Below are 15,177 nucleotides of genomic sequence, written 5' to 3'. Positions count from 1 at the left end.
GCGCGCAAGCGGATAAGATGGTATAATAGTCAAATGGTTCAATTATTATTCACTCTAAGTAGTCATATACTCTTTATTTATTTGAGTTTTTACCTTTTGAAGGATCTTGTGAGATGGGAAAAGGTTTTAAAAGTGACCGCTACTAACACAAAAAAAGTTCGTTTGTTGGTAGGCTTCTTTAGTATTGTGATGGGCTATATCTTGAGTTCATTCTTTATCAGTTTGTACCAACTGTGGCAAGAAGCGCTTAGAGGACTATTATAAAATCAAAAGTAAAGGAAACAACTATGGAAAAAATTGTGGTTCAAGGCGGAGATAATCGTCTGGTCGGGAGTGTGACGATCGAGGGAGCAAAGAATGCAGTCTTGCCCTTGTTGGCAGCGACTATTCTAGCAAGCAAGGGGAAGACAGTCTTGCAGAACGTCCCAATCTTGTCAGATGTTTTCACCATGAATCAAGTGGTTCGAGGTCTGAATGCCAAGGTGGACTTTGATGAGGAAGCTCATGTTGTCGAGGTCGATGCAACTGGTGATATCACGGAGGAAGCTCCATACAAGTATGTCAGTAAGATGCGTGCATCGATTGTTGTCTTGGGACCAATCCTTGCTCGTGTAGGTCATGCCAAGGTATCCATGCCAGGGGGCTGTACCATCGGAAGTCGTCCCATTGACCTCCACCTCAAAGGTTTGGAAGCTATGGGGGCAAAGATTACCCAGACAGCTGGTTACATCGAAGCCAAGGCAAAACGCCTGCATGGCGCTCATATCTACATGGACTTCCCAAGTGTTGGCGCAACACAAAACCTCATGATGGCAGCGACTCTAGCGGATGGAGTGACTGTCATTGAAAACGCTGCGCGTGAGCCGGAAATTGTTGACCTCGCTATTCTCCTTAATGAAATGGGAGCCAAGGTCAAGGGAGCTGGTACCGAAACCATCACAGTGACTGGTGTCGAGGAACTCCATGGTGCGACCCACAATGTCGTGCAGGATCGTATCGAAGCTGGAACCTTTATGGTAGCGGCAGCTATGACTGGTGGAGATGTCCTCGTTCGTGATGCAGTCTGGGAACACAATCGCCCCTTAATCTCAAAACTACTTGAAATGGGCGTTGAAGTGACAGAGGAGTCAGAAGGCATCCGTGTTCGTTCTCAACTGGAAAAGCTCAAGGCTGTTCATGTAAAAACCTTACCACATCCAGGATTCCCAACAGATATGCAGGCACAATTTACAGCTCTTATGACAGTCGCAAAAGGGGAATCCACCATGGTGGAAACGGTGTTTGAGAATCGCTTCCAACACTTAGAGGAAATGCGCCGTATGGGCTTGCATTCAGAGATTATCCGTGACACGGCTCGTATTGTTGGGGGACAGGCTTTACAGGGGGCAGAAGTTCTATCAACGGACCTTCGCGCTAGTGCTGCCTTGATTTTGACAGGTCTGGTGGCGCAGGGAGAAACAGTTGTTGGTAAGTTAGTCCACCTTGATAGAGGTTACTACCGTTTTCATGAGAAATTGGCTCAGCTAGGAGCGAAGATTCAGCGAATCGAGGCAAATGATGAAGAAGAATAAAAACTTACGCTATGTACTCCGTCGTTTACTGTTGATTTTTATCGTACTATTGCTAGGCTTTCTGGCTTTAGGAATCGGCTTGATGGTTGGTTATGGCATCCTAGGAAAGGGACAGGATCCATGGGCTATATTGTCTCCAGCAAAGTGGCAGGAATTGATTAGCAAATTTACAGGAAATTAGACTGGGAGACCAGTCTTTTTCTAAAGAAATAAGGAGAAAAATGGACAAAAAAACAAGACAAGCTCTGATAGGATTACTTCTATTCTTACTCTTGGCTGCTGGAAGCTACTACATCAAGCAGATGCAGTCAGTACCAAATAGCCCTAGAACCAAGGTTAGTCAGAAAAAACAAGCTTCAGAAGCACCCAGTCAGGAGCTAGCTGAAAGTGTCTTAACTGAGTCAATCAAAAATCAAATCAAGGGGGGGCTCGAGTGGAATGGAGCAGGGGCCTTCATTGTCAATGGCAATAAAACCAATCTAGATGCCAAGGTTTCTAGCAAACCCTATGCGGATAATAAGACAAAGATAGTTGGAAAAGAAACAGTCCCGACTGTTGCCAATGCCATCTTATCCAAAGCGACTCGGCAGTATAAGAACCGTGAAGAAACAGGCAACGGCTCAACCTCCTGGACGCCACCAGGATGGCATCAGGTCAAGAATCTAAAGGGAGCCTATACACACGCAGTAGATAGGGGGCACTTATTGGGTTATGCCTTGATAGGTGGGTTAGATGGCTTTGATGCTTCTACCAGCAATCCCAAGAACATTGCAGTTCAGACAGCTTGGGCCAACCAGGCTCAGGCTGAAGATTCGACAGGGCAGAACTACTATGAGAGTTTGGTCAGAAAAGCCTTGGACCAGAATAAGAGAGTCCGTTATCGGGTAACTCTCCACTATGCTACAAATGAGGACCTAGTTCCATCGGCTTCACAAATTGAAGCCAAGTCTTCGGATGGCGAATTGGAATTCAACGTCCTGATTCCAAATGTTCAAAAGGGAATCCAGCTTGATTACCAAACGGGTCAAGTAACAGTGACGGATTAGAAACAATAGATACAATAAAAAAACAGCTCCTTTGTCTTCTAGAGGCAGGGGAGTTGTTCTTTAAATGAAAAATAATGTGAATCCTGATCGATTTTATGATATAATGGAACACAAGATACTATTTTAGGAGAAGGACTATGGAAGACCCGAGCAGTCAGAATTTGTTGCTACAGTTTGTATTGTTATTTATCTTGACCTTGTTAAATGCTTTTTTCTCAGCCACTGAAATGGCGATGGTGTCACTAAACCGTTCCCGAGTGGAACAAAAGGCAGAAGAGGGAGACAAACGTTACATTCGTTTGTTAAAGGTACTTGAAAATCCTAACCACTTTTTATCAACAATTCAAGTTGGTATCACGTTAATTACCATCTTGTCAGGGGCTAGTTTAGCAGACACTCTAGGACGCGAAATCGCATCTTGGATAGGAAATAGTGAAACAGCTTACGCTATTGCAAGTTTTCTATCTTTAGCGTTTTTGACCTATATTTCTATTGTTTTTGGGGAACTCTATCCCAAGAGAATCGCTCTAAATCTGAAAGATACCTTGGCCATCCGAACCGCACCAGTCATTATTGGCTTGGGGAAAATTGTCAGTCCCTTTGTCTGGTTGTTATCTGCTTCAACCAATCTCTTGAGTCGTTTAACGCCAATGACCTTTGATGATGCGGATGAAAAAATGACTCGAGATGAAATTGAGTACATGTTGACCAAAAGTGAGGAAACTTTGGATGCAGACGAAATCGAGATGTTACAAGGGATCTTCTCTCTAGATGAGCTGATGGCGAGAGAAGTCATGGTTCCTCGGACAGATGCCTTTATGGTGGATATTCAGGATGATAGTCAAACCATTATCCAAAGTATTCTAAAGCAAAATTTCTCACGTATCCCTGTTTATGATGGGGATAAGGACAATGTGATTGGTTTGATTCATACCAAGCGTTTGCTAAACGCTGCCTATGCAGATGGCTTTGAAAATATTGTCTGGAAGAAGATCTTACAAGATCCACTCTTTGTTCCTGAAACTATTTTTGTGGATGACTTGCTAAAAGAATTGCGAAATACCCAAAGACAAATGGCCATTTTGCTCGATGAATATGGTGGTATGGCTGGTTTGGTAACTCTGGAAGATCTTTTAGAAGAGATTGTCGGTGAGATTGATGACGAGACCGATAGGGCAGAAATCGAAGTCCATCAAATCGGTGAGGACACCTATATTGCACAGGGAACCATGAATCTTAACGACTTCAATAACTACTTTGGTGTCGAACTAGAAAGCGATGATGTGGATACCATCGCCGGTTATTATTTGACGGGTGTTGGTACGATTCCAACCACTGAGAAAATCAGTTACCAACTGGTCAGTCAAAACAAGCAAGTCGTCCTGACCAACGATAAGGTGAAAAATGGACGTGTTACCAAGGTAAAAGTTCAAATCACAGAACTAGAACCTGAAGAAGAAACAGAATAAAGCAGTGACTTGAGTCACTGCTTTTTGTAAATCTAGATGGTAGGTTCAGTTGTCCCCACTTATTAGGAATAATAAAAAAAGCCCGGTTTTACGAGCTTTTCATTTGGTTAATTCCTGTTCATTCAGGAACTGAAAGGCGGTAGACGGATTTGAACCGACGATCAAGCTTTTGCAGAGCCGTGCCTTACCACTTGGCTATACCGCCTCAACGTTTATTATTATACCTTGAAAATCATTTCCCGTCAATAGTTTCTTATTCTAAAATCCAATTTAGGAAAACAGATGATGATCGAAGAAGTGAGAAAAAGCTTGTAAAAATCCCTTTCTAAAGAAGATCAGACTAGAAAGTATTTCTTGCAGAAACAAACAAAGAATGCAGAAATTTTGACAAATAGAAGTTTTTTGAGGAAATGCGCCAAAATATTCTGAAAATTCGTTTACTTTTTAAAAAATATATGTTATAATTTCCAATAAGCCTAAATTTTTCAAGAGGAGTTAAAAACATGAAAAAAAGTAGAGTATTTGTTGCAGCAGGTGTTGCTTTATTAGCGGCAGGAGTACTAGCTGCTTGTGGTTCTTCAAAATCATCTGATTCAACAGCGCCAAAAAATTATGGCTATGTTTATACAGCTGACCCAGAAACGTTGGATTACCTCATTTCAGGGAAACAAAGTACTAAGGTCGCCACTTCAAATGGTATCGATGGTCTTTTCACAAACGACAAGTATGGGAATTTAGTTCCTGCAGTTGCAGAAGACTGGTCAGTTTCAAAAGATGGTTTGACTTATACCTACAAGATTCGTAAAGGTGTCAAATGGATGACATCTGATGGCGAAGAGTATGCTGAAGTAACAGCCAAAGACTTTGTAAATGGTTTGAAACACGCAGCTGACAATAAATCAGCAGCTAAGTATCTAGCAGAAGATTCAGTTAAAGGTCTAGCTGACTATATAGCTGGAAACAATAAAGATTTTGCTTCAGTCGGTGTAAAAGCAGTTGATGATTACACCCTTGAATACACTTTGAACAAACCAGAACCATACTGGAACTCTAAGCTGGCCTACTCAATCTTCTGGCCATTGAACGAAGAATTTGAAAAATCAAAAGGATCTGATTTTGGTAAAGCGACTGACCCTACATCATTGCTTTACAATGGACCATTCTTGCTGAGAGGTTTGACTGCTAAGTCATCTATCGAATTTGTGAAGAATGAAAACTATTGGGACAAAGACAATGTTCATCTTGATAAAGTAACACTTGCTTACTATGATGGTTCAGATCAAGAATCAATTGAACGTAACTTTACAAGTGGGGCTTATAGCTATGCCCGTCTCTTCCCAACAAGTTCAAACTACTCTAAGGTAGAAGAAACTTACAAAGACAATATTTACTACACTCCATCAGGTCCAGGTATTGGTGGTTTGGGTGTAAATATTGACCGTCAAGGTTACAAATACACTTCTAAGACAACTGATGAAGAGAAGACTTCTACTAAGAAAGCCCTTCTTAACAAGGACTTCCGTCAGGCTTTGAACTTTGCCTTTGACCGTACTTCTTACTCAGCACAAATTAATGGTAAGGAAGGTGCTCCTCTTGCAGTTCGTAACCTCTTTGTGAAACCAGACTTTGTCTCTGCAGGCGAAAAAACTTTCGGTGACTTGGTAACTGAAAAGATGGCGGCTTACGGTGATGAATGGAAGAATGTAAACTTTGCGGATGGTCAAGATGGACTTTTCAACGCCGATAAAGCCAAAGCCGAATTTGCCAAAGCTAAAACAGCATTGGAAGCAGAAGGTGTGAAATTCCCTATCCACTTGGATATCCCAGTAGACCAAACATCTAAAAACTATATTGCACGTATTCAATCCTTCAAACAATCCGTTGAAACAGTACTTGGAGAAGAAAACGTAGTCATCGATATCCAACAAATCACTACAGATGAACTACAGAATATTACATACTACGCAGCTAGCGCAGCGGCAGAAGATTGGGATCTCTCAGGTGCTGTTGGATGGAACCCTGACTATGAAGATCCATCAACTTACCTTGATATCTTGAAAACAACGAATGCTGAACAAACAAAAACCTATATGGGTTACGAAGGTGCAGATAATGCTGCAGCGGCTCAAGTTGGTTTGAAAGAATACGATAAGCTAGTTGATGAAGCAGGAAAAGAAACAAGCGACTTGAATGTTCGTTATGAAAAATACGCGGCTGCTCAAGCTTGGTTGACAGATAGTTCACTCTTCTTGCCAGCTATGTCATCAAGTGGTGCTGCACCAATCATTTCTCGTGTTGTGCCATTCTCTGCATCTTACAGTCAATCTGGAGATAAGGGATCAGACGTATACTTCAAGTATATTCAGTTACAAGATAAGGTTGTAACAAAAGCTGATTATGAACAAGCTCGTGAAAAATGGCTCAAAGAGAAAAAAGAATCAAACGAAAAAGTTCAAAAAGAATTGGCTAATCACGTTAAATAAATAACTCTCAAGAGAACTTTCTCTCCATGAGGAGAAGGTTCTTTTGGGATTTTAAAAGGAAACGATATGAAGAAATATATTTTTATGCGTGTATTGCGTTCATTGTTGTCTATTTTCTTGGTGACGACTTTGACCTACACAATTATCTATACGATGGTTCCTCGAAAATTGATTTTCAAGCAGGATACCAACTATAACAAGATTGCAACGACGCCGGACAAGCGGGATAATTATGAAAATACCGTTTATGAACGGATGGGCTATATCGAGTACTACGATACCAAAGAGTTGCAAGAAAGAGCGAGCACAATGGACTCATCTGTAACAGTGGATGCCAATGATACCAATAAGGCAATCTACGAAAAATACATCAACCAACTAGGAAATGGTTGGACACTTGGTGTGTTCTCAGAAAGTGGTCAATTCTATGCTACGCGTGAAATTCCGATTTTTGAACGTGTTTTCAAATTCTATGCGAACTTGATTGATATTGATCATCCAAACAAAATTCAAGACCCTGAAAATCCAAACTTGCAACGTTATCTTCGTTTTGAAAATGACCCTGCTATCGGTTGGTCATTGGTTGGTTCAGGTACAAAACACAAATACCTTTTGTATTTCAACAATCAATTCCCATTTGTACACCAAAACTTTGTGAACATTAACTTGGGAGATTCTTACCCAACTTATGCAAACACACCAGTGCTTCAGGTTATCACACAAGGTCAGGGACAAACTAAGACATCAGAAGTTCAATTCCCTACAGGTAAAAAGACTTCATCTGTAGATATTTACTCTCGTACCTACAAATCTCCAAGTCAAGCAGACGCGCGTGAAGTAGCCAACTATGGTAAAGACGATCCTTACACGGCTACAGAAAGCAATTATCAATATCCTTCAATGATCGCAAGCTCAGCGGTTGCTGGTTTGATTGGTTTGATTATTTCGTATGCGATTGCGATTCCACTTGGATCTGCCATGGCTCGCCACAAGAATACTTGGATTGATAGCTTCTCGACAGGTGCTCTAACCTTCTTGCTTGCCCTTCCAACAATTGCCTTGGTTTATATCGTCCGCTTGATTGGATCATCAATTGGTCTGCCTGACTCATTCCCTATTTTGGGTGCTGGAGATTGGCGTTCTTATGTCTTGCCAGCAGTTATTCTAGGTTTGTTGGGTGCACCAAGTACGGCTATCTGGATTCGTCGTTACATGATCGACTTGCAATCTCAGGACTTCGTTCGTTTTGCTCGTGCAAAAGGTTTGTCTGAAAAAGAAATTTCAAATAAACACATCTTTAAAAATGCCATGGTTCCTTTGGTTTCAGGTATTCCTGGTGCCGTAATCGGGGTTATTGGTGGTGCAACATTGACAGAAACGGTCTTCGCTTTCCCAGGTATGGGTAAAATGTTGATTGACTCTGTTAAGGCATCAAACAACTCAATGGTAGTTGGTCTTGTCTTCATCTTCACATGTATTTCTATCTTCTCACTCTTTGTAGGGGATATCTGGATGACCATGCTTGACCCACGTATTAAATTGACAGAGAAAGGAGGCAAATAATGTCAACAATCGATAAAGAAAAATTTCAGTTCGTAAAACGTGACGATTTTGCCTCTGAAACAATTGATGCTCCTGCCTATTCATACTGGGGTTCTGTATTTAGACAATTTCTAAAGAAAAAATCAACAGTCATTATGTTGGGGATTTTGATTGCCATTATCTTGATGAGCTTTATTTACCCAATGTTCTCAGATTTTGACTTCAACGATGTAAGTAAGGTCAATGACTTCTCTGCTCGTTTTATCAAGCCCAATGCTGAACATTGGTTTGGTACAGATAGCAATGGTAAATCCTTGTTTGATGGGGTTTGGTTTGGTGCGCGTAATTCAATTCTTATCTCTGTAATTGCCACTTTTATCAACCTTGTGATCGGGGTTATTGTTGGTGGAATTTGGGGAATTTCAAAATCCGTTGACCGCGTCATGATGGAAGTTTATAACATTATTTCAAACATTCCATCTCTCTTGATTGTCATTGTCTTGACTTACTCAATTGGTGCTGGTTTCTGGAATTTGATTTTTGCCATGAGTGTGACAACTTGGATTGGGATTGCTTATATGATTCGTATCCAAATCATGCGTTACCGTGACTTGGAATACAACCTTGCTTCTCAAACACTTGGAACACCAACCTTTAAAATCATTGTTAAAAACATCATGCCACAATTGGTATCTGTTATTGTTTCTACAATGACCTTGATGTTGCCAAGCTTCATCTCTTATGAAGCCTTCCTTTCCTTCTTTGGATTGGGATTGCCTGTAACAGTGCCAAGTTTGGGACGTTTGATCTCAGATTACTCACAAAACGTTACGACCAACGCTTACTTGTTCTGGATTCCGTTGACAACCTTGATCTTGGTATCCCTATCTCTTTTCGTTGTTGGTCAAAACCTAGCGGATGCTAGTGATCCACGTACACATAGATAGGAGTAGACATGATAAAAGGAAAAGATGTAATTTTGACTGCTCGTGATATTGTCGTGGAATTTGACGTTCGTGACAAAGTTCTAACGGCTATCCGAGGAGTTTCTCTAGACTTGATTGAAGGAGAAGTTCTTGCCTTGGTAGGTGAGTCTGGTTCTGGTAAATCTGTTTTAACAAAAACCTTTACAGGGATGTTAGAAGACAATGGACGTATTGCCCAAGGAAGCATCGACTATCGTGGACAAGACTTGACTGCTCTTACTTCTAACAAGGAATGGGAGAAAATTCGTGGTGCTAAAATTGCGACTATCTTCCAAGACCCTATGACAAGTTTGGACCCAATCAATACAATCGGTAGCCAAATCACTGAAGTTATCGTTAAACACCAAGGGAAAACAGCTAAGGAAGCCAAAGAGATGGCAATCGACTATATGAACAAGGTCGGAATCCCAGATGCTGAAAAACGTTTTGAAGAGTATCCTTTCCAATATTCTGGAGGGATGCGCCAACGTATCGTTATTGCGATTGCCCTTGCCTGTCGTCCAGATATCTTAATCTGTGACGAGCCGACAACGGCCCTTGATGTAACCATTCAAGCCCAAATCATTGATTTGCTTAAAACTTTACAAAATGAGTACCACTTTACCATTATCTTTATCACCCACGACCTTGGTGTGGTAGCAAGTATTGCGGATAAGGTAGCGGTTATGTATGCTGGTGAAATTGTAGAATACGGAACTGTTGAGGAAGTTTTCTACGACCCACGTCATCCATATACTTGGAGTCTCTTGTCTAGCTTGCCTCAGCTTGCTGACGATAAAGGGGAATTGTACTCTATCCCTGGAACACCACCGTCTCTTTATACTGAGTTGAAAGGTGATGCCTTTGCCCTTCGTTCAGATTATGCGATGCAAATTGACTTTGAACAAAAAGCACCTCAGTTTTCAGTTAGTGATACCCACTGGGCTAAGACTTGGTTGCTTCATGAGAATGCTCCTAAAGTTGAAAAACCTGAGGTCATCGCAGACTTGCATGACAAGATACGTGATAAAATGGGCTTTGCTCATCTAGAAGACTAGGAGGAAGGAAATGTCTGAAAAATTAGTAGAAATTAAAGATTTAGAAATTTCCTTCGGTGAAGGAAGTAAGAAGTTTGTTGCGGTTAAAAACGCCAACTTCTTTATCAACAAGGGAGAAACTTTCTCTCTTGTAGGTGAGTCTGGTAGTGGGAAAACAACGATTGGTCGTGCTATTATTGGTCTAAATAATACCAGTAAAGGTGAAATCATCTTTGATGGTCATAAGATCAATGGAAAAAAATCTCATAAGGAATCCTCAGACTTGATCCGTCGTATCCAGATGATTTTCCAAGACCCTGCAGCCAGCTTGAATGAACGTGCGACGGTTGACTATATCATCTCTGAAGGTCTTTACAACTATCACTTGTTTAAAGATGAAGAAGATCGTAAAGAAAAAGTTCAAAAGATGATTCATGAAGTTGGACTTTTGAAAGAACACTTGACCCGTTACCCACACGAGTTTTCTGGTGGGCAACGTCAGCGTATCGGGATTGCCCGTGCTCTTGTGATGGAGCCTGATTTCGTTATTGCGGATGAGCCAATTTCTGCCTTGGACGTATCTGTTCGTGCGCAAGTTTTGAACTTGCTCAAGAAGTTCCAAAAAGAGTTGGGCTTGACTTATCTCTTTATCGCGCATGACTTGTCAGTTGTTCGCTTTATCTCAGATCGTATCGCAGTTATCTATAAGGGAGTTATCGTCGAAGTGGCGGAGACAGAGGAGTTGTTTAACAATCCTGTCCACCCATATACTCAGGCGCTTCTATCTGCGGTACCGATTCCAGATCCAATCTTAGAACGCAAGAAAGTCTTGAAAGTTTACGACCCTGACCAACATGACTATGAGACAGACAAGCCGTCTATGGTGGAAATTCGTCCAGGTCACTATGTTTGGGCTAACCAAGCGGAAGTTGCTCGATACAAAGAAGCTCTTAAAAAATAAACAGACTAGGAGAGGACCGAAAGGTCTTCTCATTTTTAATAGAAAAATTCCCCTTCTACTAGCTTGTAAAAGGGGAATTGTATTATCATTAGCGTTTAGACCAAGTGCGTTTCATAAAGAGTAGCAAAATTGGGTATATCTCTAAGCGACCTGCAATCATTGCAAAGGAGAGGAGGATTTTAGAGATGGGACTAAAGATGGCAAAACTCGAGGTTGTACCTAGAATAGGTCCGATATTGTTAAAACAGCTGAAGACCGCACTGGTCACGACTAGAAAATCATTGCTATCAAGACTGACGATAAAGATGAGAGAGAGAATAATCATCATATAGATAGCAAAATATTTAAGAATTTTGTGCTGGGTATCCTTATCAATCACAGTTTTATTGACGTGTAGAGTCAAAACACGGTGAGGGGATAAAGTGGACAAAATCTGATTTTTTGCGATTTTAGAGAGGATAAGTCCTCTGATCACCTTAAGACCACCTGCAGTTGAGCCAGCTGATCCACCGATTCCCATGAGGAAGAGGAGGATAAATTGGGAGAAGAGGGGCCAGTTGGTAATATCTCCGTAACCAAAACCTGTTGTTGTGATGATATTGGAAACTTGGAAGAAGGCCATTTCAACACTTTTAGAGACCCCTTGGTAGAGGTGGAGTGTATTAAGAGTAATCAAGCCTGTAGAAACTAGGACAATGATGCTATATGCTCGTAGTTCTTCATCTCCAAAGAAAGCCTTAACCCGACGGAGCATGAGGTAGTAGTAGAGATTGAAGTTAACCCCAAAAACCAGAACTCCGATACTAACTAGATAGGTGATGAGTGAGCTACCGTAGTGGGCAATTCCGTCGTTATAGACGGTAAATCCCCCAGTTCCTGCAGTTCCCATAGCGATGACAAAACTATCATAGAGAGGCATGCCTGCTAGATAGTAGATAACCACAAAAAGGGAGAAGAGAGCCAGATAAAGCAGATAGAGGATCTGAGCAGTGTTTTTTAGCTTGGATACGACCTTGCCAAAGACAGGACCAGGGACCTCAGCCTTCATCACCTCCAAGTGACTATTCTTGGCATTGTCCATAATGGCAAGTGCAAAGACGAGTACCCCCATCCCTCCGATCAAGTGGGTGAAACTTCGCCAGAAGAGGAGGGAACGAGTGAGAACGGAAACATCGTTCAGAATAGTAGCACCAGTCGTCGTAAATCCAGAACTGATTTCAAAGAAGGCATCGATGACGCTTGGGATTTGTCCTGAAAAGACAAAGGGGAGGCCGCCAAAGAAAGACCATAGAATCCAACAGAGGGCAACAATTAAGACCCCTTCCTTGGCATAAATCCGTTGGTTTTTCGGTTTCCGTAAAATGCCTAGACCACCGAGAAGGACTAAAATTCCAATCGTAGAAAAGAGAGCGATAAATACTTGACTGGATTCTTGGTAATAGATCGCTACACTAACAGGGACTAGGAGAAGAACAGCCTCAATCAAGAGAAGCTTTGAGAGGAGGTAACGAATCATACTTTTATTCATTTTTTACCTCTCAATCAAATCATAAATTTTGGTGATATTTGGCAATAAGGTCGTCACGAGTAACTTGTCTCCCACCTCAAGCATATCCTCTCCAGTAGGGAAGATTGTTTTTCCTTTTCGGATAATGGCTGCGATGAGAACCCCTTTTTTCAATTTCAACTGTGATAGAGGTTTGGCAGTCATTTTATTAGCTTCCTTGATTTGGAATTGGAGAGTTTCAATTTGACCATTTGCGAGATGGTGCATGGCTTGAAGATCTGAATACTGAGCGTTTACTCGACCACGGATAAAGTGCATAATGGTATCCACTGCGATGCTTTTTGGTGTGATGATACTCGAAAAATCAGGCGCGTGGATAATCTCTAGAAGGCTTGTTCGGTTGACCTTGGTGATATTCTTATGGACGCCAACACGGTCAAGAAACATAGAAGTGATGATATTTTCCTCATCAACCCCAGTCAAGGTTGCGACTGCATCATAGTGGGGAGCACTTTCTTCAAGCAAAATGTCTTTTGCAGTTCCATCTCCTTGGACAATATAGAGATTGGGGAACTTTTCGCTGAAGAAACTAGCTCTTTCAGGATTGATCTCGATGACCTTGGTATCAATGCGACTGTCTTTTAAAATGCCGAGTAGATAATAAGCAATCTTTCCAGCTCCAACGATAAGCAAGCTTTTCACTGCGCGAGATTTAAAATAGTTATGGAAAAGCATCATATCTACACGATTTCCCGTAACAAAAATCCTATCCTTGTCTTGGATAATAACATCACCACTTGGGATCATCAGTTGATGATCTCTCTCCATAGCACAGACAATGACATTACCAAATTTTTTACGGAAGTCTGAGATTGGCATTTGACAAAGACCGCTAGAATCCTTGACAACAAACTCCATGAGACTGACCCGACCTCCAGCAAATCGTTCGACAGAGAGGGCATTAGGGAAATCAATGATATTTGAGATCGCACGCGCTGCCAGGAGCTCTGGGTTAACGATAAGTGAAAATCCAAGAATATTTTTCTCTTTAAAATAGGCATTAGAGTATTCAGGATTTCGCACCCGAACGATGGTTTCTTTAGCGCCCATTTTTTTAGCAAGTACCGCTGAAATCATATTCACTTCATCGTATTCGGTTAGGGCGATAAAGATATCGCACTCTTGAACACTGGCTTGCTCCAAGATGGCAAAGTCAGCACCATTTCCAAGGAGTCCTATGATATCAAAGCGACTGACAATGTGATTGAGGACAGCCTCATCTTGTTCGATGAGGACAACGTCATGGTTTTCTGCAACCAGTGAACGACAGAGGGCGAAACCAACTTTCCCTCCACCAACAAGGACAATTTTCATATAAAAAACCTACTTTTTCATGATGTAACTATCATACCCTTTTTTAGCAAAAAATGCACTTGCTAAGGCGATTTTTAGGGCAATAAAGGCCTTTTTCACGTTTTGAAGATACATTTGCTTAATTTCTATAACGATGTTTCCGATTTGGAGTGATATTACTCTCTTACTATCCCTTTTCAGAAAGGGAATGACCAAACATGAAAATATCATCAAAAAAAGTAAAAAAATCAAGTCGTTTCTATTGACAATGATTCTGAAAGTGTTATACTAAGGAAGTAGTTTCGCTGATTTACTTCAAACCTGTTGTGAGGTAAGTTAACGATGCCTTAACCACGCTGTTTGCTGAGCTTGACTCCGGGCAGTGTGGCTATTTTTTTGCAATGATAAAAGGAAGCCAGTCATGACAAATCACATTGTATTATTTGAACCTCAGATTCCACAAAATACAGGTAACATCGCGCGTACTTGCGCTGCGACCAATTCTCCCCTCCATATTATCAAACCGATGGGATTTCCGATTGATGATCGCAAGATGAAGCGGGCTGGTTTGGACTACTGGGATAAGTTAGAGATTTATTTTTATGACAGTTTGGAAGATTTCATGTCTCAGATGAAGGGAAAACTTTATCTGATTTCAAAATTTGCGGAAAAGGTCTATTCTGAAGCAGATTTATCGACGGACGAGGACCATTATTTTCTCTTTGGACGCGAAGACAAGGGTTTGCCTGAGGACTTTATGAGAGAACATCCTGAGAAAGCACTCCGTATTCCCATGAATGATGAACACGTTCGCAGTCTCAATGTTTCCAATACCGTATGCATGATTGTCTACGAAGCTCTTCGTCAGCAGAATTTTGCAGGTCTTGAGCTTGTTCACACCTATGAAGTAGATAAATTGAAATAATCAAAATGCTTGCACTTGCAAGCGTTTTTTGTTATGATAAAGGGGTCTTCAGGGCTGGGTGTAATTCCCGACCGGCGGTGACTTTAACTAGCTATTTTGGCTTACTCTTCGTTGTCTTGTCTCGATATACTTTAAGTATGATCTTCGACTGCGACGCCTAGATTAATCCAAAATATCTTAGTTAAAGAAGTCCGCGAGCGCAAGCTGATGTGGTGCAATTCCACAACCGACAGTATAGTCTGGATGGGAGAAGACGAAAGAATGGCTTTGTCTGTTCTGATGAGTTTATTGATGAATTGCAACCGCTTGCTCAAAAGA

The 15,177-nt window shown here is 41.3% G+C and carries 13 protein-coding genes, 1 tRNA gene and 1 riboswitch; of the genes, 11 read left to right on the top strand and 3 right to left on the bottom strand.

From position 1 onward, the window contains the following. Positions 1 to 33 precede the first annotated feature (33 nt). The 5 genes from M1G01_RS08165 to M1G01_RS08145 all read left to right on the top strand — a co-directional run bounded on the left by M1G01_RS08165 (position 34) and on the right by M1G01_RS08145 (position 4,086). Positions 34 to 264: a DUF1146 family protein gene (locus tag M1G01_RS08165; RefSeq protein ID WP_002892633.1), complete on the top strand. Its 231-nt coding sequence runs from the start codon at positions 34 to 36 to the stop codon at positions 262 to 264. A gap of 23 nt (positions 265 to 287) precedes the next feature. Beyond that, positions 288 to 1,571 (top strand): UDP-N-acetylglucosamine 1-carboxyvinyltransferase, encoded by a 1,284-nt coding sequence (murA, locus tag M1G01_RS08160; protein WP_247931574.1) that lies wholly within the window; start codon positions 288 to 290, stop codon positions 1,569 to 1,571. Beyond that, a complete protein-coding gene (locus tag M1G01_RS08155) occupies positions 1,558 to 1,752 on the top strand; it encodes a DNA-directed RNA polymerase subunit beta (RefSeq protein ID WP_000739701.1) in 195 nt (64 codons plus the stop codon). Before murA ends, M1G01_RS08155 begins: the two co-directional genes overlap by 14 nt. A 40-nt stretch (positions 1,753 to 1,792) precedes the next feature. Beyond that, positions 1,793 to 2,617 carry a DNA/RNA non-specific endonuclease gene (locus tag M1G01_RS08150; RefSeq protein ID WP_000359005.1) on the top strand — a complete coding sequence of 275 codons (825 nt, stop codon included), beginning with the start codon at positions 1,793 to 1,795 and terminating at the stop codon, positions 2,615 to 2,617. 137 nt (positions 2,618 to 2,754) lie between these two features. Next, positions 2,755 to 4,086: a hemolysin family protein gene (locus tag M1G01_RS08145; protein WP_000390015.1), complete on the top strand. Its 1,332-nt coding sequence runs from the start codon at positions 2,755 to 2,757 to the stop codon at positions 4,084 to 4,086. Positions 4,087 to 4,220: 134 nt separating this feature from the next. Here the strand turns inward: M1G01_RS08145 and M1G01_RS08140 are convergent. After that, positions 4,221 to 4,291: transfer RNA gene (locus tag M1G01_RS08140), tRNA-Cys, on the bottom strand. A 298-nt stretch (positions 4,292 to 4,589) separates the two neighbouring features. Here M1G01_RS08140 and M1G01_RS08135 point away from each other — a divergent pair. The 5 genes from M1G01_RS08135 (at position 4,590) to M1G01_RS08115 (ending at position 11,074) form a co-directional block, all read left to right on the top strand. Beyond that, positions 4,590 to 6,569, top strand: coding sequence for a peptide ABC transporter substrate-binding protein (locus tag M1G01_RS08135; RefSeq protein ID WP_000749711.1), 1,980 nt, complete (start codon positions 4,590 to 4,592; stop codon positions 6,567 to 6,569). A gap of 66 nt (positions 6,570 to 6,635) precedes the next feature. After that, on the top strand, positions 6,636 to 8,132 hold the full coding sequence (locus M1G01_RS08130; RefSeq protein WP_000759891.1) for an ABC transporter permease: 1,497 nt from the start codon (positions 6,636 to 6,638) through the stop codon (positions 8,130 to 8,132). Further along, complete coding sequence (gene oppC, locus M1G01_RS08125; RefSeq protein ID WP_247931573.1) at positions 8,132 to 9,058, top strand: oligopeptide ABC transporter permease OppC; 927 nt, start codon at positions 8,132 to 8,134, stop codon at positions 9,056 to 9,058. The genes M1G01_RS08130 and oppC overlap by 1 nt, the downstream gene beginning before the upstream one ends. An 8-nt stretch (positions 9,059 to 9,066) precedes the next feature. Next, positions 9,067 to 10,134, top strand: coding sequence for an ABC transporter ATP-binding protein (locus M1G01_RS08120; RefSeq protein WP_247931572.1), 1,068 nt, complete (start codon positions 9,067 to 9,069; stop codon positions 10,132 to 10,134). Positions 10,135 to 10,144: 10 nt separating this feature from the next. After that, positions 10,145 to 11,074, top strand: coding sequence for an ATP-binding cassette domain-containing protein (locus M1G01_RS08115; RefSeq protein ID WP_001291311.1), 930 nt, complete (start codon positions 10,145 to 10,147; stop codon positions 11,072 to 11,074). 88 nt (positions 11,075 to 11,162) lie between these two features. Here the strand turns inward: M1G01_RS08115 and M1G01_RS08110 are convergent, their stop codons facing one another. Beyond that, positions 11,163 to 12,602 carry a TrkH family potassium uptake protein gene (locus M1G01_RS08110; RefSeq protein ID WP_247931571.1) on the bottom strand — a complete coding sequence of 480 codons (1,440 nt, stop codon included), beginning with the start codon at positions 12,600 to 12,602 and terminating at the stop codon, positions 11,163 to 11,165. Positions 12,603 to 12,605: 3 nt separating this feature from the next. Then, on the bottom strand, positions 12,606 to 13,955 hold the full coding sequence (gene trkA, locus M1G01_RS08105) for a Trk system potassium transporter TrkA (RefSeq protein WP_247931570.1): 1,350 nt from the start codon (positions 13,953 to 13,955) through the stop codon (positions 12,606 to 12,608). 400 nt (positions 13,956 to 14,355) lie between these two features. On the opposite strand from trkA, the gene M1G01_RS08100 reads away from it, so the two are divergent. Further along, positions 14,356 to 14,859 (top strand): tRNA (cytidine(34)-2'-O)-methyltransferase, encoded by a 504-nt coding sequence (locus M1G01_RS08100; RefSeq protein WP_247931569.1) that lies wholly within the window; start codon positions 14,356 to 14,358, stop codon positions 14,857 to 14,859. A gap of 40 nt (positions 14,860 to 14,899) precedes the next feature. Next, positions 14,900 to 15,118: riboswitch (FMN riboswitch) on the top strand. The last annotated feature ends 59 nt before the right edge of the window (positions 15,119 to 15,177 follow it).

The sequence above is a fragment of the Streptococcus oralis genome (assembly GCF_023110055.1).
In the GTDB taxonomy this organism is placed as follows: Bacteria; Bacillota; Bacilli; order Lactobacillales; family Streptococcaceae; genus Streptococcus; species Streptococcus oralis_BY.
Note: the sequence above shows the minus strand (reverse complement) of the source record. Positions and strands in the feature narration are given on the sequence as shown.

Excerpts from the sequence above, each read along its gene's own strand:
- M1G01_RS08120 (WP_247931572.1), top strand. The coding sequence starts at position 9,067 with ATGATAAAAGGAAAAGATGTAATTTTGACTGCTCGTGATATTGTCGTG.
- M1G01_RS08145 (WP_000390015.1), top strand. The coding sequence starts at position 2,755 with ATGGAAGACCCGAGCAGTCAGAATTTGTTGCTACAGTTTGTATTGTTA.
- M1G01_RS08115 (WP_001291311.1), top strand. The coding sequence starts at position 10,145 with ATGTCTGAAAAATTAGTAGAAATTAAAGATTTAGAAATTTCCTTCGGT.
- M1G01_RS08150 (WP_000359005.1), top strand. The coding sequence starts at position 1,793 with ATGGACAAAAAAACAAGACAAGCTCTGATAGGATTACTTCTATTCTTA.
- M1G01_RS08110 (WP_247931571.1), bottom strand. The coding sequence starts at position 12,602 with ATGAATAAAAGTATGATTCGTTACCTCCTCTCAAAGCTTCTCTTGATT.
- M1G01_RS08130 (WP_000759891.1), top strand. The coding sequence starts at position 6,636 with ATGAAGAAATATATTTTTATGCGTGTATTGCGTTCATTGTTGTCTATT.
- murA (WP_247931574.1), top strand. The coding sequence starts at position 288 with ATGGAAAAAATTGTGGTTCAAGGCGGAGATAATCGTCTGGTCGGGAGT.
- M1G01_RS08165 (WP_002892633.1), top strand. The coding sequence starts at position 34 with ATGGTTCAATTATTATTCACTCTAAGTAGTCATATACTCTTTATTTAT.
- M1G01_RS08100 (WP_247931569.1), top strand. The coding sequence starts at position 14,356 with ATGACAAATCACATTGTATTATTTGAACCTCAGATTCCACAAAATACA.
- M1G01_RS08135 (WP_000749711.1), top strand. The coding sequence starts at position 4,590 with ATGAAAAAAAGTAGAGTATTTGTTGCAGCAGGTGTTGCTTTATTAGCG.
- oppC (WP_247931573.1), top strand. The coding sequence starts at position 8,132 with ATGTCAACAATCGATAAAGAAAAATTTCAGTTCGTAAAACGTGACGAT.
- trkA (WP_247931570.1), bottom strand. The coding sequence starts at position 13,955 with ATGAAAATTGTCCTTGTTGGTGGAGGGAAAGTTGGTTTCGCCCTCTGT.
- M1G01_RS08155 (WP_000739701.1), top strand. The coding sequence starts at position 1,558 with ATGAAGAAGAATAAAAACTTACGCTATGTACTCCGTCGTTTACTGTTG.